Raw genomic sequence first — 23,159 nt, 5'->3', positions numbered from 1 at the left:
GCGGGGCGGCGGGCCCGTAGGCTCACCTCCATGCCCGACATCACCGCGACCCGACTGGCCACGGGCCCCACCGGGTCGGCCCCCGCGCTCACCCTGCGCTCCTGGGCCCCCGAGGACGCCGTGCGGCTGGTCCGACTGCACCGGGACCCCGCGCTGCGCCGCTGGCTCCGGACCCACCTGGACGACGAGGCGGGCGCCGCGCGATGGCTGGCCGAGCAGCGACGGGCATGGCAGGCGGGGACCCGCTTCGCGTTCGCCGTCGAACAGCCCGGGACGCCCGGACCCGAGGGCCCCCTGGTGGGACACGTGGTCCTCACCCGGAACACCCCGGACGCCGCCACCGCCGAGGTCGGTTACTGGACCGCGGCACACGCCCGCGGCCTGGGGGTGGCACCACGCTCCCTGCGCGCACTGACCGACTGGGCCTTCCACACCTTCGCCCCCGACGGCCTGACGCGGCTGGAACTACGGCACCAGGTGGACAACACGGCATCGTGCCGGGTCGCGGAAAAGAGCGGCTATCTACTCTCCGGCCTCCTCCCGGCGGCACCCCCCGGATGGCCCCGAAACGGCCACGTCCACATCCGACAGGCGCCGCCGCCGTCCTGACCCACACTGCCTAGACTCAGCTCACATGAGTGACGTCTTCGCCGTGGACCTGGCCCTCGACCTGTCGCCGACCGTGCCGGAGGCCGTACTCGCGCACCTCCGCCTGCACATGGAGGGCGACAGCACGGACGACGACAACGATGAGGCGGACTGGCCGGACTTCGTCCCCCTGCTCGCGGACCGGGGCCCGGCGACACACATCGGCGGCCTACTCACCGGTCACCTCCACCAGGGCCCCACCCACTGGTCCCTGACGGCCCGCCAGGAGATCCACGCGGAACTCCTCCCCGACCTGGTCGCACTGGCGGAGATGCTCGCGTTCAACGCGAGGACCGACGGAGTCATCGGCCAAGTCCGCTTCTACGAGGACGAGATCCCCGAACTCCTGATCAACAGGTCGGGAACGCTGGTCAAGATGCCACTGCGGGAAGCGAACCCGAGCATCTCCCGGCACCTGCCGTAGGGCACCGGAACTGGCGGCAAGTCAGGTGGGAAACTCACCACACCAGTTGCGACTCATGAGCACGGCGGGCAGGTACTCGGACTCGACCGCGATGGGGATGCCTGCGTCGTGGGCGGCAGGGCAGGGGACGGTGCCTTCCCTTGCGGTAGTCGCTTCGAAGAGGGCGCAGCCCGACCTGCATGGCCGTCACCCATGCCTCCCATGTCTCGAACTTGTCCGCCTCGGGGTCGAGTGGGCATTGAGACTGGGCGGCGGTCACTAACGTGTTGAGAGCCTGCCCGCGTCCGACGCCGGACGGCTCCTCCAACTCCCCGAGCACCCACTCCGCGGTCTCATCGATTCCGTGTTCAGCGGGTGCTTGTGAGATTCTCTGCAACAATCGAGGTTAATTCACCGCGTTACTTCACTGATTGCGGTTCCTGTGCTCTCAAGAGCGCGTGGGGCGACCTTCCTCATCCCACTCGTATTCAGCAAGAGGAAATTTTCCGTCCTCGCTATTGATCACGCGCTTTGCCAGGACTCCGTTTGGGTGCCAACGTTTGAATTCTCCTGACACGAATCCCATGTGCATCATTCCCTCGGCCCGGAGTTTGCCGTCCTTGTACCACTCACGGTAAGGGCCGTCCTTGAGCCCTTCCGTGTAAGTCGCAAGGCTCACTAGGCGCCCAGCCAAGTGCTCCACCGCCTCCCCTGTATAGGGCTGTCCGGCATAGAGCAACCGGTGATCGAAGCCGATGTCGACCTCGTCGTCGTCGATGTCAATACGTCGCATGTCCACTACCACGGGAGCTTGTTTTTCGGCATTGGGAGGGAAGTCGGTAAAGCGCCCGAAGGGGCTCGGTACCTCTTGCAGCATGTTGGCACAATTCGCGCAGAAAGGTGCTGCCTTGGTGACGGATCCGGCGACGAGGGCTCCACGGAGTTCGTTCCCCTGTCGGCGTGTCCAGCCACCCCATCCAAATCAGGTGGGGAACTCGCCGCACAAGTTGCGGCTGATCAGCACGGCCGGCAGGTACTCGGACTCCACCTCGACGGGCAGGCCCGCGTCGTGGGCAAAGCAGGCCATGGCGAGCGGGGCCAGGGCGACGAGACCCGAGGCCTGGAAGGCGCGGGCCTCCTCGCTCCAGTACTGCTTGTGCAGTTCGAGCGCCCGGGCCAGCGCCTGGTCGAAGGTCTCGAGGTCCTTGCGGATGAAGCGGTGGAAGACCTCCATTGGCGGATACAGCAGCTTGCTCACCGTTTCCGGGTCCGCGACGGCCTCCGGCTCGGTGCCGCCGACCGCGGCGACGAGCTTCGGCACCAGGTCCTGGCCACCGCGCCAGTAAGTCTGGAGGGTGTCGATCCAGGCGTAGTGGTACTCCTCGAACTGCCCGCCGTTCACCCGCAGAAGGGACAGCGGGACCTGGCACAGAGCGGTGATCCTGTCCCTCTCACGGCAGATCACGGCCAGGTAGAACGCGGAAAGCCAGCTGCCGGGATTCACGTACCACTGCGGACCGGTGGCCTGTAGAGTGAGGTTCTTGTGCGCGATGCGGCACTGCACCTGGTCGTCCGTCGTGGTCGCCGCCGCGAAGACTGCGGAGCCGATCTGCATGGCCGTGACCCAGGCGTCCCACGTGGGGAACTCTGCCGCCCGGGGATCGATCAGGCAACGCGACTGAGCCAGATTGAGCGTGACGCGCTGGGCGTCGCCAAGCCTCGTGGAGCGTTCCTCCAGCCCGTCGATCAGCTGCCGAGCGTTCTTCTGGAGCACAGCGAGACCCTCTTCCGCGTTCCCCGTAGGCAACGGAGGGCGGGGAATGATCGAGACCAACGCGTCTGTCCTTGCAAGATCTTGAAGTGCTTGAGCTCGGCCCCAGGATACTTACCGGTGTTCTCAGTGGCCTGGACGAGGACGTACTGCAAGGACTTGATCGTCGTGCCACAGCTGGTCGAATCTCTTCGAGTCGCCGACGGGCCGGGTACCCAGGGCATCGCCAAGACTGGTCGAGTCCGCCTCCAGCCCCTCGATCTCCTCCTGGGCGTTTCGCTGTAGGACGGCGAGGCCTGCTTCCGCGTTCCCCGTGGGGAAGTGGTGACGGGAGACCGTCGAGACCAACGCGTACGCCTCGGAAGCGTTCGGAACGAATCGTGCGGACATACTCGATGGTATGTACTCGTCGAACTCTGCGCCGGACTCACGCCGGAAGGAGATGGGTACCTGGGCCAGTTGGTTGACCCGGTCGTTCTCGCGGCAGATCACGGCCAGGTAGAAGGAAGTGAGCCAGTTGCCCGCGTGGAGATAGTCCTGTGGGCCGGTGGCGGGCAGGTGCTTGACCTCACCCGTGCTGCCGACGCGGCACGGCACGGTGCCCTCGGTGGCCGTACCGGCGGCGAAGAGCCCGCAGCCGATCTGCATGGCGGTGACCCAGGACTCCCAGGCCGGGAACTCACCTGCTGTGGGATCCGTCAGACAGCGCCACTTCGCCAGAGTGAGTGTGGCCGACAGTGCGTCGTATCGGTCGTCCTCCGAGGTCTCGACGTGGTCGAGTACGTCCTTGGTGCTCTTGATGATGGGTGCCATGAGCTCGGCCGCGTTGTCCGCGCGGAACTCATGGCGGGGAATGCGGGTGACCACTTGCTCTCCCCGGACTGCCTGCTCCGCGTGCGTTGGCCCGGCTTTTGGACGAGGGACGGGTGCCCCATGTCGGCCGATGGTGAGGGCCACATCAGGTGGGGAACTCACCGCACCAATTGCGGTCGATGAGAACCGCGGGCAGGTACTCGGACTCGACCTCGACAGGGATGCCTGCGTCATGGGCGAGGCAGGCCATGGCGAGTGGGGCCAAGGCCACGAGCCCCGGGATGCTGAGGGCCCGGTCTTCCTCGCTCCAATATTGCTTGCCCGATACCCGTGACCAGAATGCATGCGGTGGATCGAGGCGCAGAGTTGCTCCCCACATGCACAGGAGTCGATGGCTGTGACCCGGCACACGCCATGTCGCATGAACCTGCTGCGAGGGCTTGTGGGAAGGAGAGTTCGCTAGGTGCCGAACTCGCCCACCCAGGTGCCCTTGAGAAGGTGCTTGGGGAGGTAGTCGGACTCGACCTCGATGGGGAAGCCCGCGTCGTACGCCAGGCACGCCATGGCCAAGGGGCCGACGGCGACAAGCCCTCGCGCGTCGTTCATGCGTCCCTCGTCCGCAGTCCAGTACTGCTTGTGCAGAGTGAGGGCGTTGGCCAGGGACTGGTTGAACCGCTCGTGGTCGGCTGTGACGAATCGGTGGAACAGGTCGACGACCGGCCAGATGATTTTCGTGGCTGCCTCGGGCCCGGCGATCGGCGCCGCTTCGGGCGCAAGACCTTGTGCCGCCTCGACCAATTTATCGCCGAGCTCTGGTCGGCTCAGCCAGTACGCCTGCAGCGTCTCGACCCACGGATAGACGTAGGCGTCGTACTCGGCACCTGACTCCCGCAGAAGGGACAGCGGAACCTGGCACAAGGAATCCAGTCGCTCCTTGTCGCGGCAGATCACTGACAGCATGAACACGGTGATCCAGTTGCCGGCATCCACCCACGGCTGCGGTCCCGAAGCGGGAATGGACCGCACCTCGTGGTGGATGAGGCACGCCACGCTCGGCTCGCTTGTGGTCGCCGCGGTGAACATCGCCGAACCGGACTGCATGGCGGTTACCCACACCTCCCACGTCTCCAGCCACTCCGCCGTGGGATCCGCCGCCCCCCGCTCCTGCGCCAGCAGCAGCGAGTCGGACATGGCTTCCCTCACTGCCATCGGGGACTCCTGCAGGTCCTCCAGAGCCCAGACGATGCCCCGGCTGAGAACGGGTTCACGACCTGGGATGTCGTCCCTGCCGAAGGTGTGGCGGGGAACAGAGAGCACCACTAGCGTCCTTCCCTGTAGAGATCGAAGTAACTGAGCTCCGCTCCAGCATAGGAGCCCGTGTGCTTGTTGGCCTGCACCATTACATACTGGACCTTTTGACGGCGAAGGGCCCGAGCCACCTCCTCGGCAATGGCCTTGTCCGTACCGCCGCGGGCTTTCATTTCTTCAAGGATCGTGTGGACGTATTCGATCGTGCCCTGCTTGACCCTCTTACGAGCATGGTCGCCAGCCCCCATGCGCCAGTCGAGCTCACCACCCGGAGCCTTCGCCTCAACGATGAGGAAGTCGCCTGTCCCGTTGTCGAGACGGTACAACTGATCGAATCTCCTGGCGCCGTTGCCGGTATCCATGAGATCCACCCACTGGGCGCTTTCGAACTCCTTGGGGATTGCGTGGAGTTTCGACGCGCCCTCGCCGAGAGCCTCTCCGATCTTGGTGTTGTTCGCGTGGCCCGCCAGGGCGTCGCGAGCAGCCTGGAGCGCCTCCAGGTTTTCGGCCGTGGGTGCCTTGTCGTAGGCCCGCTGGGCATCACCGAGATCCAGGTACTTCTGGTGCGTGTCGGCCAGTTCATCCAGCTTGGGACCAACGTGGGACGGCACCGAGTCCAAGCCCAAGGACTTCGGCGGCAGACGGTAGTACTCGCGGTCCGCGGAGGGCAGATTGTCGGTTGCCAACCACCTCGGGTTGGTTCCTTCTGTCAGTTTCGGAAGGAACTGACCATCAACGATTTTATCCGCGGTCCTGCGGTGCCCACGTGCGTCGTAGTGCTCGTGGAACCACTCAGGATTCTCGTTGGCGAGCCGGACATGCTCGTCGTGCCACCACTTCATCTGCTCGGGGGTGCGCTGGACCCACTCCGTGCTGCCTGCGCCGTATTGCAGATCGCCGGGACGCGGAGGCTGGTTCGTGGCCGCGTCATCGCCCGAGTGGGCCGCGTCCTCCAGACCGCCTGGATGGGCACCGCCCGTCGAAGGGGATGCGTGGGTGCTGCTGCCGGAACCCGGGCCGTCGGTGTGAGGGCTGCTCGCGGACGGACCGTCCGAATGGCCGGTGCCGTCGGTGTGGCCAGCGCCTGAAGGCGTGTCCGAGTGGCTGCTGCCCGTGGACGGCGTGTTGCCGTCGCCTTGGTGGAGCGGGCCGTTGAGGTCGTTCCTGGGCATGTGGTCGCCCGCGTGGCCGCCGGGCGTCTGGCCTGCGGCGCCGCCCGGCGTGGTGTCCGGGTGGCTGCCTGCGGGCAGGTCGTCGCCTACCCGGCCGATGTCGCCGAGGCTGTCGTCGAGGCTGTTGCCCAGGCGGATGTGCTGGCCGGCCTGTTCGGCGGTGTGGGTGCCCGCGCCGACCAGGGCCGGCTGCTGGGCCGGGGAGTCCACGCGGGGCGTGTCCGCACCGGAAGCAGGCGAGTTCGTGTCGGGCATGTGGGGCTGGTCGACGACGTCGCCGGGGCCGTCGGCGGATTTCTGCAGGACGTTGCCGTGCTCGTCGAGGATGTTGCCGTCCGGGTCGTAGTAGCGCGCCGGGGCGCCGTCCTCGGTGGGGAGTTTCGTGGTGCCCTCGGGCAGGACCGGGGCGTCGTCGGGCAGCCGGACGTTGCCGTCGGGCAGTTTCGTCGCACCGTCCGGGATCGCCGCGCCCTCGGGCAGGCGTACCGTGCCGTCGGGGAGCCTGACCGTGCCCTCGGGCAGCGTGACCGCGTTCTCGGGCAGGGCGGGGATGTCGATGTTGCCGACGCCCTTCAGGCCCTTGGTGATGTCGCCGATCTTCGACAGACCGGCGCCCGCGCCCTTGGCGATGTAGGTCATCGGGTCGATCACCCGGCCCGCCTTGCCCGCCACGGACAGTGCCTTGGCGACCGCGCCCGCCTTGCCCGCACCCGAGGCCGCCGCACCCGCACCACCGGTGAACACCGTCGTCAGGACGTTGAAGGTGACCGCACCGGCCGCGCGGGCGGGGTTCTTGCCCCACTCATCCCACGCCACCAGTGCCTTGCCGGTTTCCTTCATCGCCGTGCGCGAGTCACGCAGCCAGGACGGCATGTCCTTGTCCGACGCCGTCCAGAACCACGCCTGCGCCCCCGGAATCGCCGTGATGACCAGACCGGTCGCCAGCTGGGCCAGGCCCTTCCACGCCTGCCCCATCGCCTCCCAGCCGCCAAAGCCCACCAGCGTGCCCAGGCCCTTGATCGTGCCCCAGACACCGTCCACGATCAGGCCGTCCCACACGAACGACTTCACCCAGTGGCCGACCTCGTACCAGTGGTGCTTCTCCTCCACCGGGTCACCCCAGGGAAGCTTGGCGTTCTTCATGTCCTCGGCGTTGAAGCCGTACTGGTTCTTCTTGTCCGAACCATCCCCGGCCACCATCTGCGTCCCGCCCCACAACGCAGTGATCTTGTTGTGGCAGGTCCGCTCCGCCGCCCAGAACGCCGCGACCGTCGCGGTGATCTCATCACGCAGCTTGTTGTGCTCGTCGACCTTGTCCTCGTCGTACTCCCACTCGTCATCATCCTTAACGGAGGAGACGAAGGCCGCCGCGTCCGTCTTCAGCTGCTTCAGCTTCGCCACCAGCGGACGGATTTCGGTGGCGTACGACGACAGCGCGCCCGAGACCTTCTCCAGGTCGTCGGCGAAGGCGTCCGCCTTCTCCTTCACCGGCTTCGTCGTCGCGAACAGCTGCTCCGCCTCGGGAGCGTGGTAGAACGCCGACAACCCCTGGAACCGCGAGTGGATGTCACCACCGGCATCCCGGACATGACCCGCGTCCTTCTTCAGATCCGCGTAGTCCGTCTCCAGCTGCTCCAGATTTCCGGTGAACTGTGGGATCTTCTCCGGCTGGATCACGCTTTCCCAACCCCCGTAAGCCTGTTGACGCCTGCTCAGGACCTAGCCCCTCCGAGCTTCAGTCAGTCAGATCATCATAGGAATAGTCACGGGTGTGGTCTGTGACCCCTTACCGAACCCCCACACGCAACCGAACGTCCGTTCCGCTCGTCACCTCTGTCACCACCAGGGTGGAGCTGCACCACCGGTACGAGGGGAGACGGCATGGACCGCACGGAGAGCACAGCCCGGGACGCGAACGACTCCGCCGAGCCCCGACCCACAAACCAACTCGAGCCTCAGACCGACCCAGAACCCGGTGCCGCCCGCCCACGCCGCCACCGCTGGCTCAAACGCGCAGCCTTAACCCTGCTCATCGCCCTCCTCCCCCTCCTCACCGCCGAAACCGCCCTCTACGTCAACTACACCGGCGACCCCGCACCGGGCACCCACACCCGCGACCGCGACGCCCTCTGGCTCGGCCACGCCTGGGTCGACGGCCGTAAGAAGGACGCCGACGTCACCGCCCTGGCCCGCCGCCTGCAAGGCACCGGCATCCGCGACCTGTACGTCCACTCCGGGCCGCTGGAACACGACGGCACGCTCCCGGAGTCGGTGTATCCGAGGGCGCGTTGGTTCATCGACGCCGTGCACGAGAAGCTCCCCGGCATCCGCGTCCAGGCCTTCCTCGGTGACGTCCTGGCGACCGAGAGCGCCGAGGGCATGCGCGTGGAGGATCCCAAGACCCGCGCCGCCGTGCTGCGTTCCGCCCGACAGGTCCTGGACACCGGCTACGAGGGCATCCACCTCGACCTGGAGCCCATGCCGTCCGGCAACCGCGCCTTCCTCACCCTGCTCGACGCCCTGCGCCGCGAGACCCGCTCCCGGGGCGCCCAACTCTCCGTGGCCGCCCACCAGATCGACCCGCTCCCGAACCTGCACACCGTGTTCGGCCTCTTCACCGAGAACCCCAAGTGGTGGTCGCAGGAGTTCTTCGGCCAGGTCGCCCGCCGCGTCGACCAGATCGCCGTGATGTCGTACGACACCGCGCAGCCGCTGGAGGGCACCTACGGCGGCTACGTCGCCCAGCAGACCTCCCTCGCCCTGGAGGTCACCCCGCCCTCCACCGACCTGCTGATGGGCCTGCCCTTCTACTGGGAGAGCAACTTCGACCACTGGGGCCATGCCGAGACCGTGCCCGCCGCAGTCCGGGGCGTCCGCCTGGGCCTGTCCCGCACGGACGCCGACCGGGCCCGCTTCGGCGTCGCGCTGTACATCGACTTCGCCGCGACCGAGGCGGACTGGCGGGCGTACAAGGAAGACTGGGTGCGGTGACTCCAGCCCCGCGCAACGACAGCCGGAACCCCCACCCCCGACGCCCCTTCACCGACAGTCGCCACCCCCACCCCCGACGCCCCCTCACCCGTACCGACCTCGCCCCCCTCGCCCGCGCGGCACTCGGCCCCAACCGCACCCTCACCGGCGTCGAGCGCCTGCGCGGCGGCACCAAGAAGGGCGTCTACCGACTGACCCTCGACGACGACTCCACGGCCGTCGCCTACGTCTGGTCGGCCGACGAGGACTACTGGGACCAGCCGGACCCCGACCCACGGGACCCCTTCTCCCACGGCACGGGCCTCGACCTGTTCACGGCGGCCCACGACCGGCTGGCCGCCGCCGGCGTCCGCACCACCCGCCTGCTGTACGCCGACGCCACGCACACGCACCTCGCGGCAGACGCGGCCGTCGTCGAGGACCTGACCGGCGGCAGCCTGGAGGATCTCCTGGCCCGGGACCCGCACAAGGCGCCTCAGGCCATGGAGCGGATGGCGGAACTCCTCGCCACCCTGCACGCCCACACCGGCCCCCGCCTCGGGAAGGTCGCCCTGGTCGACAGCGGCGGTACCTCTCACGCCGCCACCTGCGAGCAGTGGGTCGCCGAGAGCGCCCTGCGTTCCATCGCGGAAGCGGCCCGCCGCGAGCCCCGGGCCGCCGCCGTGCGCCGGGAACTGGAGGAGGCCGTCCACACCCTGGCCGCCGAGGTCCGCCCGCGCGACCGCCACACCCTCGTCCACGGCGAACTGGGGCCGGACCACGTCCTGCTCACGCCCGACGGGCAGCCCGCGCTCATCGACATCGAGGGCCTGATGTACTTCGACGTGGAGCACGAGCACGTCTTTCTCCGGCTCCGCTTCGGCCCGCACTACGACGCACTGCGGGTCCCGGGCCTGGACGAGGCCCGCATGCGCCTGTACCGCCTGTCGATGCACATCGGGCTGGTCTCGGGCCCGCTGACCCTCGTCGAGGGCGACTTCCCGCACCCGGAGCGGATGCGGGAGATCGCCGAACACAACCTCCAGGAGACGCTCAGCCTGCTGAGGAGCGCCTTCTGATCTTCGAGCCGAGCCAGACCAGCGGGTCGTACTTGCGGTCGATCGCCCGCTCCTTCAGGGGGATCAGCGCGTTGTCCGTGATCTTGATGCCCTCGGGGCAGACCTCCGTGCAGCACTTGGTGATGTTGCAGTAGCCCAGGCCGTGCTCGTCCTGGGCGGTGGTCTTGCGGTCCAGGCCCGTCTCCGCCGCCGCGTCCAGCGGGTGCATGTCCAGTTCCGCCACCCGCATCAGGAACCGGGGGCCGGCGAACGCCTGCTTGTTCTCCTCGTGGTCACGGACCACATGGCAGGTGTCCTGGCACAGGAAGCACTCGATGCACTTGCGGAACTCCTGAGGCCGGTCCACGTCCTCCTGCATCATCCGGTACTCGCCCGGGGCGAGTCCGGCCGGCGGGACGAAGGCCGGAACCTCCCGGGCCTTCTGGTAGTTGAAGCCGACGTCCGTGACCAGGTCGCGGATCACCGGGAAGGCGCGCAGGGGCGTGACCGTGATGGTCTCCGCGCGGTCGAACACCGACATGCGCGTCATGCACATCAGCCGCGGGCGGCCGTTGATCTCCGCCGAGCAGGAACCGCACTTGCCGGCCTTGCAGTTCCAGCGCACGGCGAGATCGGGCGCCTGGGTGGCCTGGAGCCGGTGGATGATGTCCAGCACCACCTCGCCCTCGTTGACCTCGATCTCGAAGTCCTCCAGGCCGCCGCCGCCCACGTCCCCGCGCCACACCTTGAAGTGGGCCGTGTAGCCGCTCATTCGTACAGCTCCTCTTCGGCGAGGTACTTGACCAGCTCCTCCTTGTCGAACAGGGCGAGCAGGTCGGCACGGACGGGTTCGGTGGTCTCGCGGGTGAGGGTGATCTGGCCGCGGACCGGGTCCGTCGCCGCCAGCCCGCCCGTCGGGTCGGTGAGCGCGCAGAGCAGGTTGATCCGGCGCCACTTGCGGTCCATCGCCGGGTGGTCCTCCCGCGTGTGTCCGCCGCGCGACTCGGTGCGCTCCAGCGCGGCCCGCGCCACGCACTCGCTGACCAGCAGCATGTTCCTCAGGTCCAGGGCGAGGTGCCAGCCGGGGTTGAACTGCCGGTGCCCCTCGACCCCGGCCCGGCGCGCCCGTACCCGCAGCTCGGCCAGCTTCTCCAGGGCCTGCTTCATCTCCGTCTCGCGGCGGATGATGCCGACCAGGTCGTTCATCGTCTGCTGCAGTTCCTGGTGCAGCGTGTAGGGGTTCTCCGGCGGGCCGCCCGCCGGTTCCTCGATCTCCGCCTCGGCCGAGAAGGGCCGCAGCGCCTCGGCGGCGGCGGCGTCGATCTGCACGTCGTCCACGACGGGGCGCGCCCCGGCCAGTTCCGCCGCGTACTCGGCCGCGTGCCAGCCCGCCCGGCGGCCGAAGACCAGCAGGTCGGACAGGGAGTTACCGCCGAGCCGGTTGGAGCCGTGCATGCCGCCGGCCACCTCACCGGCCGCGTACAGCCCGGGCACCCCGCGCGCCGCCGCCGTGTCGGACTCGACCGCGATCCCGCCCATCACGTAGTGGCAGGTGGGCCCGACCTCCATGGGCTCCGCGGTGATGTCGACGTCGGCCAGCTCCTTGAACTGGTGGTACATCGACGGCAGCCGCCGCTTGATCACCTCGGCGGGCATCCGCGTCGACACGTCGAGGAACACGCCTCCGTGCGGGGAGCCGCGGCCCTCCTTCACCTCGGCGTTGATGGCCCGGGCGACCTCGTCGCGGGGGAGCAGCTCGGGCGGGCGGCGGTTGTGGTCCGGGTCGTCGTACCAGCGGTCGGCCTCGTCCTCCGTCTCGGCGTACTTGTCCTTGAAGACGTCGGGGATGTACTCGAACATGAACCGCTTGCCGTCGGAGTTGCGCAGCACGCCGCCGTCGCCGCGCACCGACTCGGTGACGAGGATGCCCTTCACCGACGGCGGCCAGACCATGCCGGTCGGGTGGAACTGCACGAACTCCATGTTCAGCAGGGGAGCGCCCGCGAGCAGGGCCAGCGCGTGGCCGTCGCCGGTGTACTCCCAGGAGTTCGACGTCACCTTGAAGGACTTGCCGATGCCGCCGGTCGCGATCACGACGGCGGGTGCCTCCAGGACGAAGAAGCGGCCCGACTCGCGCTCGTAGCCGAAGACGCCGCTCACCCGGCGGTCCTCCTGGAGCACGCGCGTGACCGTGCACTCCTGGAAGACCTTCAGCCGGGACTCGTAGTCGCCGGTCTCACGGAAGTCCTCCTGCTGGAGGGAGACGATCTTCTGCTGGAGGGTGCGGATCAGCTCCAGGCCCGTGCGGTCGCCGACGTGGGCGAGGCGCGGGTACTCGTGGCCGCCGAAGTTGCGCTGGGAGATCCGGCCGTCCTTGGTGCGGTCGAACAGCGCGCCCCAGTCTCCAGCTCCCACACCCGCTGCGGCGCCTCCTGGGCGTGCAGCTCGGCCATTCGCCACTGGTTGAGGAATTTGCCGCCGCGCATGGTGTCGCGGAAGTGGACCTGCCAGTTGTCACCCGCGTTGACGTTGCCCATCGCCGCGGCGATGCCGCCCTCGGCCATCACCGTGTGCGCCTTGCCGAACAGCGACTTGCAGATCACGGCCGTACGGGCGCCCCGCTCACGGGCCTCGATGGCGGCGCGCAGCCCGGCACCGCCCGCGCCCACCACGACGACGTCCCATTCCTGCCGGTCGACCACGGACATCAGAAGGCCTCACTCATCAGAAGAATCGCGGATCGTCGAAGGCACCGGACGCGACCAGGTAGACGTAGAGGTCGGCGAGCGCCACGCTCACCAGCGACGCCCAGGCCAGCTGCATGTGCCGGGCGTTGAGCTTCCCCGCCCACTGCCACATCCGGTAGCGCACGGGATGCTTGGAGAAGTGCTTGAGCTTGCCGCCGACGATGTGCCGGCAGGAGTGGCAGGAGATCGTGTACGCCCAGATCAGCACGATGTTGACCAGGAACACGAGCGTCCCGAGGCCCATGTGGCCCCACTCGTACTGCTCGTCGCGGAAGGCGAGCGCGGTGTCGTACGTGAGGATGGCGGCGACGAGGAGCGCGGCGTAGAAGAAGTACCGGTGGATGTTCTGCAGGATCAGCGGGAAGCGGGTCTCGCCGGTGTACTTCTTGTGGGGCTCGGCGACCGCGCAGGCCGGCGGGGACGCCCAGAAGCCGCGGTAGTAGGCCTTGCGGTAGTAGTAGCAGGTCAGCCGGAAGCCCAGCGGGAAGATCAGGATGATGATCGCGGGCGAGAGGCCCCACCAGCTCCCGAAGATCTCCCAGTTCGGGCCGGCCTTCATCGGCTCGCACCGCTCCGCCAGGCAGGGGGAGTAGAAGGGCGAGACGTACGGCGCCGCGTAGTAGTCCGCGTCGGCGAAGGCCCGCCAGGTCGAGTAGACGATGAAGCCCAGCAGGCCGGCGACCGTGCCGGCCGGGGCCAGCCACCAGCGGTCGGTGCGCAGGTGCGGGGCGGCGATCGCGGCGCGCGTGCCCGCCCGCACGCCGCCGCTTCTCGGATGGGGTTCGGTGGCGGGGGGTTCCGTACCAGTGGCCACGTGACGACTCCGGTCGGGTTCAGGTGGAGGTGCCGGTCGCTCGACGCGCTCCCGGTCAGGGAGCGCGCCGGTCCCGGGCGCCGAGCCCCTCGTCGTCCGAGTCGACCCACAGCGACGGGTCGTACGGCGCGTCCGAGATGGTGACGAGGTCGGGGCGCTTCGGTGCGGCAGGCGTGGCGGCGGCGTCGCGCAGCAGGGCGACGCTCTCGCGCAGGTGGTTGGCGTCGGCCCGGACGCGGCGCATCTCCAGGCCGCCGGTGCCGAGCTGCTTCTCCAGGCGCCCCAGCGAGCGGAACAACTCGTCGAGGCTGCGTTGGACTGACGTCAGTTCGTCGTGAACGGACATGACTTGCCCTCACTTCCGCGGGTCCTTCGAGGCCCAAGGCGGCAACGTTCATGCGCCTGCGAGTGTTGCGCGTCACACCTTGTGCTGTGAAGGGATGTGCATCGATTGGCCGAGGCGTGTGGGTGCACCGTGCGGTGCGTTGCGCCGCACGGGTGGCTTCCCGCCCGTGACCGCCGTGTCGCCCTGTGTTGCCGAACCCTTTCCTCTTCAGTGGCCGCATACATCAGATGAACTCCAAATACCGCCAAAAGTGATCATAACGCCCGCGGCTTCCCGGAGGTAGCACAGATGTCCCAGCACGGCGTCGGCCCGCGTGCGGTCACGCGCTCGGTCGCCTTCCTCACCGCGGGCGTGCTCGCGGTGCCCGCGCTCGCCGGATGCGGCTCCGAGGACCCGGCCGGCAAGCCGCTCGCCGGGCAGGACATCCAGCCCGCCGCCCGCGACAGGATCGCCGACGGCGGCACCCTGCGCTGGGCCGTCGACTCCGTGCCGGACACGCTGAACACCTTCCAGTCGGACGCCGACGCCACCACCACCCGCGTCGCCCAGGCCGTCCTGCCGTCGATGTTCCGGATGAACGCCTCCGGCCGCCCCGAGCCCAACCCCGCCTACCTGGAGTCCGCGAAGGTCGTCGAGACCGAGCCCCAGCAGGTCGTCCTGTACAAGCTGAACCAGCAGGCCGTCTGGAGCGACGGCCGGGAGATCGGCGCCGCCGACTTCGCCGCCCAGTGGCGCGCCCTGTCCGGCAAGGACACGGCCTACTGGACCGCCCGCAACGCCGGCTACGAGCGCATCCAGAAGATCGAGCGCGGGGACAACGCCCTGGAGGTCCGGGTCACCTTCAGCCGCCCCTACGCCGACTGGCGCTCCCTGTTCTCGCCGCTGTACCCGAAGGACGTCATGGGCACCCCGGACTCCTTCAACGACGGCGCCCGCAAGAAGCTCAAGGTCACCGCCGGCCCCTTCACGGTGAAGGAGGTCGACGCCAAGGACGAGGAGATCACCCTCGCCCGCAACCCGCGCTGGTGGGGCGAGCCCGCCAAGCTCTCCGAGATCGTGCTGCGCACCGTCCCGCGCGACAAGCGGACCTCCGAGCTGGCCGCCGGCACCCTCGACCTGGCCGAGATCGACCCCTCGGCGGCCCGCCGCATCACCGTCGCCGCCCGCCCGCAGAGCGCCACCAGTCCGCTGATGGGCCCGGGCGCCGACCGCACCGCCGCCGACGACCTGCACTCCTGGGCCGTCGCCAACGGCTCCGACGAGGACGCCGCCGACGAGGAGACCGTCGCCCGCGAGAAGCTGGGCAAGGCGGCCGCGAAGTACGCCCGGCAGCAGCAGGCCCTGCGTGGCTTCGAGGTCCGCAAGTCCCTGGAGCCCGCCTTCACCCAGCTCGCCCTGAACGGCGCCGAGGGCCCGCTCACCGACGAGCGCGTCCGCAGGGCCGTCGCCCGCGCCCTGGACCGCAAGGAACTCGCCGAGGTCGTCCTGAAGCCCCTCGGCCTGCCCGCCGTCCCGGTCGGCAGCCACCTGGCCCTCTCCGGCCAGGCCCACTACGCCGACAACAGCGGCGCCCTCGGCGGCCAGGACACCAAGGAGGCCCAGGCCCTGCTGGCCGACGCCGGCTGGGTGCGCGGCGGCCCCGTCAAGGAGCCGAAGAAGAAGGAGGAGAAGGCGGCCGGCCCCGAGGGCGAGCAGGCGGGCACGTCCTCCGGCACCGAGTCGGACGACGACGGCACGTACATCGTCGGCGAGGACAACAAGGCCCACCGCGGCCCGGACCCCGCCGACCACCTCGCCCAGGACGGCAAGCAGCACAAGCACCCCCACAACGGCGGCGCCCCCGGCGCGTACGCCCCCAAGGGCACCGCCGCCCCGGCGAACCGCGAGGCCGCCCCGCTCGCCAAGAACGGCAAGGCCCTCACCCTGCGCTTCGTGCTCCCCTCCGGGCCCGGCTCCCAGACGCTGCGCACGGTCGCCGACCGCATCACCCGCATGCTGGAGCGCGTCGGCATCCGCACCGAGATCTCCAAGGTCTCCGACGAGTCCTACTTCAAGGACCACATCGCGTCCGGCCAGTACGACCTCGCCCTGTACTCCTGGCCCGCCACGGCCTTCCCCGCCACCGACGCCCGCCCCGTCTACGCCAAGCCGGTCCCGGCCGCCGACGGCTCCCTGAGCATCGAGCAGAACTACACCCGCGTCGGCACCGACCAGGTCGACCAGCTCTTCGACCAGGCCGTCGCCACCCTCGACGAGGGCGAGTCCCGTTCCCTGATCCGCAAGGCCGACTCCCGCATCTGGGCCGCGGCCGGCTCCATCCCCCTCTTCCAGCGCCCCCAGCTCATGGCGGCCCGCAAGAACCTGGTCAACACCGGGGCCTTCGGCTTCGGCACGCCGGTCTTCGAGGACATGGGCTTCCTGAAGAAGGGTGCGAAGCCGGCGTCCGGCCCCTCCGCGACGAACCGGTGACCCGGCAGCTCCCTTGCCGTTCCCGCCCGGCGCCCGCACCACGAACCCAGCAGTGATCATGGTGCGGGCGCCGGGCGTCCGTACGCGGGGGACGGGAGCCGGCGGATGCGCGGCACGGCACGGCGGGCCCGCGCGGCCGGTCTGGTCGTCGGGGCACCGGTGGCGGGAACGACGGCGTGTACGGGGAACACGGACGGCGACGGCACCGACCGCGTCACGCCGCGCGCGGCGGGCGAGCTCCACCAGTACGCCGGGGGCGGCAGCCCCCGGCAGGGCCCCGGCACCGACGCCGAGCACCTCGGAACAAGGGCCTGACCTGCACCGACGTATCCCGGCTCACCCCAGCGGGAGCGGACCCGTACCATGGGGTGAGGCCGTGGCATGTTGAGCCCGGCAGGGCCCGCGCACCACCGACGTACGCGCAGGGCATTCCTCACCACTCCGGGAGTACGCCTTCTTATGGCCACGCGCCACGACATCCGCAACGTCGCCATCGTCGCCCACGTCGACCACGGCAAGACCACCATCGTCGACGGCATGCTGAAGCAGGCCGGTGCCTTCGCCGCCCACCAGCTCGACTCCGTCGACGACCGCATGATGGACTCGAACGACCTGGAGCGTGAGAAGGGCATCACGATCCTCGCCAAGAACACGGCGGTGAAGTACCACCCCAAGGACGGCGGGGACCCGATCACCATCAACATCATCGACACCCCCGGCCACGCCGACTTCGGCGGCGAGGTCGAGCGCGGTCTGTCGATGGTCGACGGCGTCGTCCTGCTCGTGGACGCCTCCGAGGGCCCGCTCCCGCAGACCCGCTTCGTGCTGCGCAAGGCCCTCCAGCAGCGGCTGCCCGTCATCCTCTGCATCAACAAGACGGACCGCCCCGACTCCCGGATCGACGAGGTCGTCAACGAGACGTACGACCTGTTCCTCGACCTGGACGCCGACGAGGACCAGATCGAGTTCCCGATCGTCTACGCCTGCGGCCGTGACGGCGTCGCCTCCCTCACCAAGCCGGCCGACGGCACGGTCCCGGGCGACTCCACCAGCCTGGAGCCGTTCTTCTCGACGATCCTGGAGCACATCCCGGCCCCGACCTACGACGAGTCGGCCCCGCTCCAGGCGCACGTGACGAACCTGGACGCCGACAACTTCCTCGGCCGTATCGCGCTGCTGCGCGTGCAGCAGGGCGAGCTGAAGAAGGGCCAGACGGTCGCGTGGATGAAGCGCGACGGGTCCGTCCAGAACGTGCGCATCTCCGAGCTGATGATGACCGAGGCGCTCACCCGCAAGCCCGCCGAGAAGGCGGGCCCCGGTGACATCTGCGCCGTCGCCGGTATCCCGGACATCATGATCGGCGAGACCCTGGCCGACCCGGAGAACCCGGTCGCGCTGCCGCTGATCACCGTCGACGAGCCGGCGATCTCCATGGTCATCGGCACCAACACCTCCCCGCTGGTCGGCCGTGGCGCCACCGGCAAGGGCGCCGACAACAAGGCGGCCGTCAAGGACCGCAAGGTCACCGCCCGCCAGGTAAAGGACCGCCTCGACCGCGAGCTGATCGGTAACGTCAGCCTCCGCGTGCTCGACACCGAGCGGCCGGACGCCTGGGAGGTGCAGGGCCGCGGCGAGCTGGCGCTGGCCATCCTCGTCGAGACCATGCGCCGCGAGGGCTACGAGCTGACCGTCGGCAAGCCGCAGGTCGTCACCAAGGACGTCGACGGCAAGGTCTACGAGCCCGTCGAGCGCATGACGATCGACGTGCCCGAGGAGCACATGGGCGCGGTCACGCAGCTCATGGGCGTCCGCAAGGGCCGCATGGACAACATGTCCAACCACGGCTCCGGCTGGGTCCGCATGGAGTTCGTCGTGCCCTCCCGCGGCCTCATCGGCTTCCGTACGGAGTTCCTGACGCAGACCCGCGGCACGGGCATCGCCCACTCCATCCACGAGGGCTTCGAGCCCTGGTTCGGCGCCCTCCAGACCCGTAACAACGGCTCCCTGGTCGCCGACCGCTCCGGCGCGGTCACCGCCTTCGCGATGACCAACCTCCAGGAGCGCGGCGTGCTCTTCGTGGAGCCGGGCACCGAGGTGTACGAGGGCATGATCGTCGGCGAGAACTCCCGCTCCGACGACATGGACGTCAACATCACCAAGGAGAAGAAGCTCACCAACATGCGGTCGTCGACGGCCGATGTGACGGAGTCCATCGTCCCGCCGCGCAAGCTGTCGCTGGAGCAGTCCCTGGAGTTCTGCCGTGACGACGAGTGCGTCGAGGTCACCCCGGAGGCCGTGCGCATCCGCAAGGTGAACCTGGACGCCCGCGAGCGCGCCCGCGCCGCGAGCCGCGCCAAGCACGGCTGACGGTCCCGCAACAGCACCGGGCACCCCGCTTTCCGGCGGGGTGCCCGGCGCTGTTCGCTGCTGTTCCTTGCCGTTCCCAAAGGAGGGGCAACGCCGAGGGAAGGGTTAGGGAAAACCCTCGATTTGCCGGGGACGGCCGTCCGGAACGCCCCGCTCCCACTACCCTGCTGCGGAACGCCTTGCTCTGCCCTGCCCCGAGCCCGGGCAACGGCCTTGCGGCAACGGCCTTGTGGCAACGCCCTCTTGAGCGCGCGACAACCGTCGGCGGCCCCATGCACGGGAGCCACGGCAGTCGCAAGCGGTTTATCTCACTCTCGCGTCCGGAATGCGGACAGTCGCCACCGATAGATGTGTAACAAGTCCGTTTCGCAGGGATCTTTCACCAAACCCTTTGTCCGGATTTTGGAAGATGTATACGCGAGCTGTGATCGAACCGAGACCTCGAGAGTGTGGTTCGCTCCTGGCGTTTGGCAGATAGTTAGGCGCGTAGAGCTCGGATGAAGGGTCACTCGCCGGCAGCGGCGCCGACTCACGAGCGCGGGGGCACCTGACGATTTCCGGCACCGGCGACGGGCGGTGGCGGTGGTCTGTCCTGTGCTCCCTTTGCGGTGAACCAATGACTTCATAGGAGGAACCCATGCGCGGTGCCAAGAGCGCCAAGTGGGTCGCGGGGGCGATAGTCGTCGCCCTGGCCGCCACCGCCTGCGGCGGCAGCGGTGATGACGAGGGGAACAACAAGGGTTCCGGGCCTGCGGGATACGTCTCGATCGACGTCGGCGAGCCGCAGAAGCCGCTGATCCCGGCTGACACCAACGAGACCAACGGCTCGTACGTCATCCAGGCTCTGTTCACGCAGCTGCTGGACTTCGACGCCAAGGGCGAGATCGTCTACACGAACGCCGAGTCGGTCACCACCGACGACTCCAAGACGTGGACGGTCAAGCTCAAGAAGGGCTGGAAGTTCCACAACGGCGAAGAAGTCACCTCCAAGTCGTACATCGACGCTTGGAACTGGTACGCCAACATCAAGAACAACCAGCAGAACTCGTTCTGGTTCCAGGACATCAAGGGCTACGACGATGTCCACCCGGAGAAGGGCGAGCCGAAGGCCGAGACCATGTCCGGTCTGAAGGCCGTGGACGACCACACCTTCACCATCGAGCTGAAGTACACGATGCCGTACTTCAACTACAAGCTCGGCTACACCACGTGGGCCCCGCTGCCCAAGGTCTTCTACGACGACCCGAAGGCCTTCGGCCAGAAGCCGGTCGGCAACGGTCCCTACACCTTCGAGAAGTGGGACCACAAGAAGCTCATCCAGGTCAAGGCCTGGGATGACTACCAGGGCCCGAACAAGGCGAAGAACAAGGGCGTCCAGTTCAAGAACTACACGACGGTCGAAGCCGCCTACAAGGACGTCGTCTCCGGCAACCTGGACATGATCCGCCAGGTCGGCCCGACCGACCTGCCGAAGTACAAGCAGGACCTGGGCGACGGCGCCATCGACCAGCCGTACGCGGCCCTTCAGACGCTGACCCCGGCGTTCTACTCGAAGACCTTCAAGGACATCGACCCGAAGGTCCTGCAGGGCCTGTCGATGGCGATCGACCGCAAGACGATCACCGACACGGTTCTGAACAAGACCCGCACGCCGGCCCAGGGCTTCACGCCGCCGGGCGTCAAGGGCTACCAGAGCCTGGACACGGACGTGTTCACGTACAACCCGGCGAAGGCCAAGCAGCTCATCCAGGAGGGTGGCGGCGTCCCGGGCAACAAGTTCACCATCCAGTACAACACCGACGGTGGACACAAGGAGTGGGTGACCGCGGTCTGCGAGTCCATCCGCAAGGCCACCGGCGTCGACTGCGTCGGCGACCCGAAGCCGGACTTCGCCACGGACCTCGAGGCCCGTGACAACGACCAGGTGAAGGGCATGTACCGCGGTGGTTGGGTCGCCGACTACCCGGTCAACGCCAACTTCATGAAGGAGCTGTACCACACCACCGCCGAGGCCAACAACGGTCGCTTCTCCAACAAGGAGATCGACGGCCTGATGAACAAGGCCGACAACGCCAAGTCCCTCGACGCGTCGGTGAAGGCCTTCCAGGAGGTCGAGAAGAAGCTGGTCGACCACATGCCGGCCATCCCGCTCTGGTACTACCGCATCAACGGCGGCCACGGTAAGAACGTCGACAACGTCAACGTCGACTTCCACGGTGACCTCGAGGTCTGGGGCGTCACCACCAAGTAAGAGGAGCCTGCGGGCTCTTCCCACTCGGCCGTAAGCCCGCCGCCGCCCAGGTGGCGGTGGGAGGTTCGGGGGGCCGTCTCGTCACCAGGAGACGGCCCCCGTACCTGCGTTAACCCCTCACGGAGGCACCTATGGGGCGCTATGTCGCACGACGACTGCTCCAGATGATCCCGGTGTTCATCGGGTCAACCTTGATCATCTTTTGCATGATGTACGCCCTGCCCGGCGATCCCGTCCGGGCGATGATGGGAGATCAGGCGTACGACCCGACAGTGGTCGCGGGCATCAAGAAGGAACTCGGCCTCGACCAGCCGCTCCTTCAGCAGTACGCGAACTACATGATGGGGCTGTTCCAGGGCGACTTCGGTACCCAGATCGCCAGCCAGCGGCCCATCGCGGACATCATCGCCGACGCGTTCCCGGTGACGCTCAGACTGACGCTCTTCGCCTTCACCTTCGTCACCCTCGTGGGCATCGGCCTCGGTGTCGTCGCCGGCCTGCGCCCCGACACGCTGCGGGACCGTGGACTGCTGACCCTGACGCTGGTCCTCGTCTCGATGCCGTCCTTCGTGCTGGGCTTCCTGTTGCAGTACCTGTTCGCGTTCCAGTGGTCGATCACCACGCCCACGGTGACGGACTCGACGAACTTCTCCCAACTCATGCTTCCCGCCATCGTGCTGGCGTCCCTCTCGCTCGCCTACGTCGCCCGGTTGACCCGCACGTCGATCGCGGAGAACCTGCGCTCCGACTACATGCGCACCGCCGTGGCCAAGGGGCTGCCCCGCCGCCGTGTCATCGGTGTCCACCTGATGCGCAACTCGCTGATCCCCGTGGTCACCTTCCTCGGCATCGAGCTCGGCAACCTGATGACCGGTGCCATCGTGACCGAGGGCATCTTCAACGTGCGGGGCATCGGCATCGAGATCTACGACGCGCTCAGTCGGCGTGAGGGCGCCACGGTCGTGGGAATCGCCTCGCTGATGGTGCTCATCTACCTCGCCGCCAGCCTGATCGTCGACCTGCTCTACGCGGTCCTGGACCCGAGGATCCGGTATGCCTGACAAGACCGTCGAGAAGAAGGTCGACGCCCTTCCCGGTGACACCGTGAGCACCGCGGGCGTGGTCGTGGCCGATTCCGGCCCGGCCCCCGACAAGGCGCGCAGCCTCTGGTCCGACGCCTGGCACGACCTGCGGCGCAACCCGCTGTTCCTGATCTCGGCCGTGCTGATCGCGTTCCTGCTGGTGATGTCGATCTGGCCGGGCCTGTTCACCAGCGCCTCGCCGCGCGACGCCGACCTGGCCAAGCACTACCTGGGCAAGCCGAACTGGGGGCACTTCTTCGCCCCGGACTGGCTCGGCTACGACGTCCAGGGCCGTTCGATCTACGCCCGTGTCGTCTACGGTGCCCGCGCCTCGATCACCGTCGGTGTCGGCGTCACCGTCGCCGTCACCATCCTCGGCACGATCATCGGCATGATCGCCGGCTACTTCGGCGGCTGGACCGACACCCTGCTGTCGCGGGTGACCGACATCTTCCTCGGCATCCCGTTCCTGCTCGGCGCCCTGGTGGTGCTCAACTCCTTCGACGACCGCACCGTCTGGGTCGTCATCATGGCCCTCGCCTTCCTGGGCTGGACCCAGATCGCCCGCGTCGCGCGCGGTGCCGTCATCACCATCAAGCAGTCGGACTACGTGGTGGCCGCCAAGGCGCTCGGGGCCTCGACGTCCCGGATCCTGTTCCGGCACATCCTGCCCAACGCGCTCGCGCCCATCATCGTCGTCGCGACCATCGCGCTCGGCGGCTACATCGCGGCCGAGGCCACCCTGTCCTTCCTGGGCGTGGGTCTCGGTGACTCGGCGGTATCCTGGGGCGGCGACGTCGCGCGAGGACGTGAGCAGCTCCGTATCGCGCCCCACACCCTGATCATCCCGTCGGTGATGGTCTCGATCACGGTGCTGTCGTTCCTGATGTTCGGCGATGCGGTACGCAACGCCCTCGACCCCAAGCTGCGCTGAGGGAGG

General features: G+C 68.3%; 19 protein-coding genes and 1 pseudogene. 10 read left to right on the top strand and 10 right to left on the bottom strand.

Features of this window, described 5'->3' with window-relative positions; translation table 11 throughout:
• The first annotated feature begins 30 nt into the window (after nucleotides 1–30).
• Both ACSUPV_RS14095 and ACSUPV_RS14090 read left to right on the top strand, forming a co-directional pair.
• Nucleotides 31–609, top strand: a complete 579-nt coding sequence (locus ACSUPV_RS14095; protein ID WP_436947590.1) for a GNAT family N-acetyltransferase — start codon at nucleotides 31–33, stop codon at nucleotides 607–609.
• Nucleotides 610–634: 25 nt separating this feature from the next.
• On the top strand, nucleotides 635–1,072 hold the full coding sequence (locus ACSUPV_RS14090; RefSeq protein ID WP_436947589.1) for a hypothetical protein: 438 nt from the start codon (nucleotides 635–637) through the stop codon (nucleotides 1,070–1,072).
• Nucleotides 1,073–1,499: 427 nt separating this feature from the next.
• On the opposite strand, the gene ACSUPV_RS14085 is transcribed toward ACSUPV_RS14090, so the two are convergent.
• The 6 genes from ACSUPV_RS14085 to ACSUPV_RS14060 form a co-directional block, all read right to left on the bottom strand.
• On the bottom strand, nucleotides 1,500–1,928 hold the full coding sequence (locus tag ACSUPV_RS14085) for a toxin-antitoxin system YwqK family antitoxin (RefSeq protein WP_436947588.1): 429 nt from the start codon (nucleotides 1,926–1,928) through the stop codon (nucleotides 1,500–1,502).
• 105 nt (nucleotides 1,929–2,033) lie between these two features.
• The gene (locus tag ACSUPV_RS14080) at nucleotides 2,034–2,825 is read right to left on the bottom strand and encodes an immunity 49 family protein (protein ID WP_436947587.1); all 792 of its coding nucleotides are present in this window, start codon (nucleotides 2,823–2,825) and stop codon (nucleotides 2,034–2,036) included.
• Nucleotides 2,826–2,948: 123 nt separating this feature from the next.
• On the bottom strand, nucleotides 2,949–3,689 hold the full coding sequence (locus tag ACSUPV_RS14075; RefSeq protein ID WP_436947586.1) for an immunity 49 family protein: 741 nt from the start codon (nucleotides 3,687–3,689) through the stop codon (nucleotides 2,949–2,951).
• Nucleotides 3,690–3,780: 91 nt separating this feature from the next.
• On the bottom strand, nucleotides 3,781–4,014 hold the full coding sequence (locus ACSUPV_RS14070) for an Imm49 family immunity protein (RefSeq protein ID WP_436947585.1): 234 nt from the start codon (nucleotides 4,012–4,014) through the stop codon (nucleotides 3,781–3,783).
• A gap of 80 nt (nucleotides 4,015–4,094) precedes the next feature.
• Complete coding sequence (locus ACSUPV_RS14065) at nucleotides 4,095–4,952, bottom strand: immunity 49 family protein (RefSeq protein ID WP_436947584.1); 858 nt, start codon at nucleotides 4,950–4,952, stop codon at nucleotides 4,095–4,097.
• 2 nt (nucleotides 4,953–4,954) lie between these two features.
• Nucleotides 4,955–7,792: a hypothetical protein gene (locus tag ACSUPV_RS14060; RefSeq protein ID WP_436947582.1), complete on the bottom strand. Its 2,838-nt coding sequence runs from the start codon at nucleotides 7,790–7,792 to the stop codon at nucleotides 4,955–4,957.
• Between the two features lie 204 nt (nucleotides 7,793–7,996).
• On the opposite strand from ACSUPV_RS14060, the gene ACSUPV_RS14055 reads away from it, so the two are divergent.
• Both ACSUPV_RS14055 and ACSUPV_RS14050 read left to right on the top strand, forming a co-directional pair.
• Nucleotides 7,997–9,106, top strand: a complete 1,110-nt coding sequence (locus ACSUPV_RS14055; RefSeq protein WP_037757751.1) for a glycosyl hydrolase family 18 protein — start codon at nucleotides 7,997–7,999, stop codon at nucleotides 9,104–9,106.
• A complete protein-coding gene (locus ACSUPV_RS14050; RefSeq protein WP_359794849.1) occupies nucleotides 9,103–10,164 on the top strand; it encodes a phosphotransferase family protein in 1,062 nt (353 codons plus the stop codon). The genes ACSUPV_RS14055 and ACSUPV_RS14050 overlap by 4 nt, the downstream gene beginning before the upstream one ends.
• Here ACSUPV_RS14050 and ACSUPV_RS14045 read toward each other — a convergent pair.
• The 4 genes and pseudogenes from ACSUPV_RS14045 to ACSUPV_RS14030 all read right to left on the bottom strand — a co-directional run bounded on the left by ACSUPV_RS14045 (nucleotide 10,139) and on the right by ACSUPV_RS14030 (nucleotide 14,050).
• Nucleotides 10,139–10,915, bottom strand: coding sequence for a succinate dehydrogenase/fumarate reductase iron-sulfur subunit (locus tag ACSUPV_RS14045; RefSeq protein ID WP_031119185.1), 777 nt, complete (start codon nucleotides 10,913–10,915; stop codon nucleotides 10,139–10,141). The two genes, ACSUPV_RS14050 and ACSUPV_RS14045, sit on opposite strands and share 26 nt — an antisense overlap.
• Nucleotides 10,912–12,851 (bottom strand): annotated as a pseudogene (locus ACSUPV_RS14040) (fumarate reductase/succinate dehydrogenase flavoprotein subunit). Before ACSUPV_RS14040 ends, ACSUPV_RS14045 begins: the two are co-directional and overlap by 4 nt.
• A 16-nt stretch (nucleotides 12,852–12,867) precedes the next feature.
• The gene (locus tag ACSUPV_RS14035) at nucleotides 12,868–13,704 is read right to left on the bottom strand and encodes a hypothetical protein (protein ID WP_436947581.1); all 837 of its coding nucleotides are present in this window, start codon (nucleotides 13,702–13,704) and stop codon (nucleotides 12,868–12,870) included.
• A gap of 55 nt (nucleotides 13,705–13,759) precedes the next feature.
• A complete protein-coding gene (locus ACSUPV_RS14030) occupies nucleotides 13,760–14,050 on the bottom strand; it encodes a hypothetical protein (protein ID WP_020277543.1) in 291 nt (96 codons plus the stop codon).
• 288 nt (nucleotides 14,051–14,338) lie between these two features.
• Between ACSUPV_RS14030 and ACSUPV_RS14025 the strand changes: the two genes are divergently transcribed.
• The 6 genes from ACSUPV_RS14025 (at nucleotide 14,339) to ACSUPV_RS14000 (ending at nucleotide 23,153) form a co-directional block, all read left to right on the top strand.
• Complete coding sequence (locus ACSUPV_RS14025; RefSeq protein ID WP_359794847.1) at nucleotides 14,339–16,519, top strand: ABC transporter family substrate-binding protein; 2,181 nt, start codon at nucleotides 14,339–14,341, stop codon at nucleotides 16,517–16,519.
• 105 nt (nucleotides 16,520–16,624) lie between these two features.
• Complete coding sequence (locus ACSUPV_RS14020; protein WP_436947580.1) at nucleotides 16,625–16,834, top strand: hypothetical protein; 210 nt, start codon at nucleotides 16,625–16,627, stop codon at nucleotides 16,832–16,834.
• A 144-nt stretch (nucleotides 16,835–16,978) separates the two neighbouring features.
• Nucleotides 16,979–18,886 (top strand): translational GTPase TypA, encoded by a 1,908-nt coding sequence (gene typA, locus ACSUPV_RS14015; RefSeq protein WP_037757763.1) that lies wholly within the window; start codon nucleotides 16,979–16,981, stop codon nucleotides 18,884–18,886.
• Nucleotides 18,887–19,523: 637 nt separating this feature from the next.
• Nucleotides 19,524–21,137 (top strand): peptide ABC transporter substrate-binding protein, encoded by a 1,614-nt coding sequence (locus ACSUPV_RS14010; RefSeq protein ID WP_031119181.1) that lies wholly within the window; start codon nucleotides 19,524–19,526, stop codon nucleotides 21,135–21,137.
• Nucleotides 21,138–21,268: 131 nt separating this feature from the next.
• A complete protein-coding gene (locus tag ACSUPV_RS14005) occupies nucleotides 21,269–22,198 on the top strand; it encodes an ABC transporter permease (RefSeq protein ID WP_031119180.1) in 930 nt (309 codons plus the stop codon).
• Nucleotides 22,191–23,153: an ABC transporter permease gene (locus tag ACSUPV_RS14000; RefSeq protein WP_031119179.1), complete on the top strand. Its 963-nt coding sequence runs from the start codon at nucleotides 22,191–22,193 to the stop codon at nucleotides 23,151–23,153. Before ACSUPV_RS14005 ends, ACSUPV_RS14000 begins: the two co-directional genes overlap by 8 nt.
• Nucleotides 23,154–23,159: the final 6 nt, after the last annotated feature.

This window comes from Streptomyces sp. SudanB52_2052, from assembly GCF_964272415.1.
Taxonomy (GTDB): Bacteria; Actinomycetota; Actinomycetes; order Streptomycetales; family Streptomycetaceae; genus Streptomyces; species Streptomyces olindensis.
The sequence above is the reverse complement of the archived record's forward strand: the minus strand, read 5'-3'. Positions and strand labels throughout refer to the sequence as shown.

Excerpts from the sequence above, each read along its gene's own strand:
- ACSUPV_RS14025 (WP_359794847.1), top strand. The coding sequence starts at position 14,339 with ATGTCCCAGCACGGCGTCGGCCCGCGTGCGGTCACGCGCTCGGTCGCC.
- ACSUPV_RS14090 (WP_436947589.1), top strand. The coding sequence starts at position 635 with ATGAGTGACGTCTTCGCCGTGGACCTGGCCCTCGACCTGTCGCCGACC.
- ACSUPV_RS14085 (WP_436947588.1), bottom strand. The coding sequence starts at position 1,928 with ATGCTGCAAGAGGTACCGAGCCCCTTCGGGCGCTTTACCGACTTCCCT.
- ACSUPV_RS14030 (WP_020277543.1), bottom strand. The coding sequence starts at position 14,050 with ATGTCCGTTCACGACGAACTGACGTCAGTCCAACGCAGCCTCGACGAG.
- ACSUPV_RS14005 (WP_031119180.1), top strand. The coding sequence starts at position 21,269 with ATGGGGCGCTATGTCGCACGACGACTGCTCCAGATGATCCCGGTGTTC.
- ACSUPV_RS14010 (WP_031119181.1), top strand. The coding sequence starts at position 19,524 with ATGCGCGGTGCCAAGAGCGCCAAGTGGGTCGCGGGGGCGATAGTCGTC.
- ACSUPV_RS14020 (WP_436947580.1), top strand. The coding sequence starts at position 16,625 with ATGCGCGGCACGGCACGGCGGGCCCGCGCGGCCGGTCTGGTCGTCGGG.
- ACSUPV_RS14055 (WP_037757751.1), top strand. The coding sequence starts at position 7,997 with ATGGACCGCACGGAGAGCACAGCCCGGGACGCGAACGACTCCGCCGAG.
- ACSUPV_RS14070 (WP_436947585.1), bottom strand. The coding sequence starts at position 4,014 with ATGTGGGGAGCAACTCTGCGCCTCGATCCACCGCATGCATTCTGGTCA.
- ACSUPV_RS14095 (WP_436947590.1), top strand. The coding sequence starts at position 31 with ATGCCCGACATCACCGCGACCCGACTGGCCACGGGCCCCACCGGGTCG.
- typA (WP_037757763.1), top strand. The coding sequence starts at position 16,979 with ATGGCCACGCGCCACGACATCCGCAACGTCGCCATCGTCGCCCACGTC.
- ACSUPV_RS14045 (WP_031119185.1), bottom strand. The coding sequence starts at position 10,915 with ATGAGCGGCTACACGGCCCACTTCAAGGTGTGGCGCGGGGACGTGGGC.
- ACSUPV_RS14000 (WP_031119179.1), top strand. The coding sequence starts at position 22,191 with ATGCCTGACAAGACCGTCGAGAAGAAGGTCGACGCCCTTCCCGGTGAC.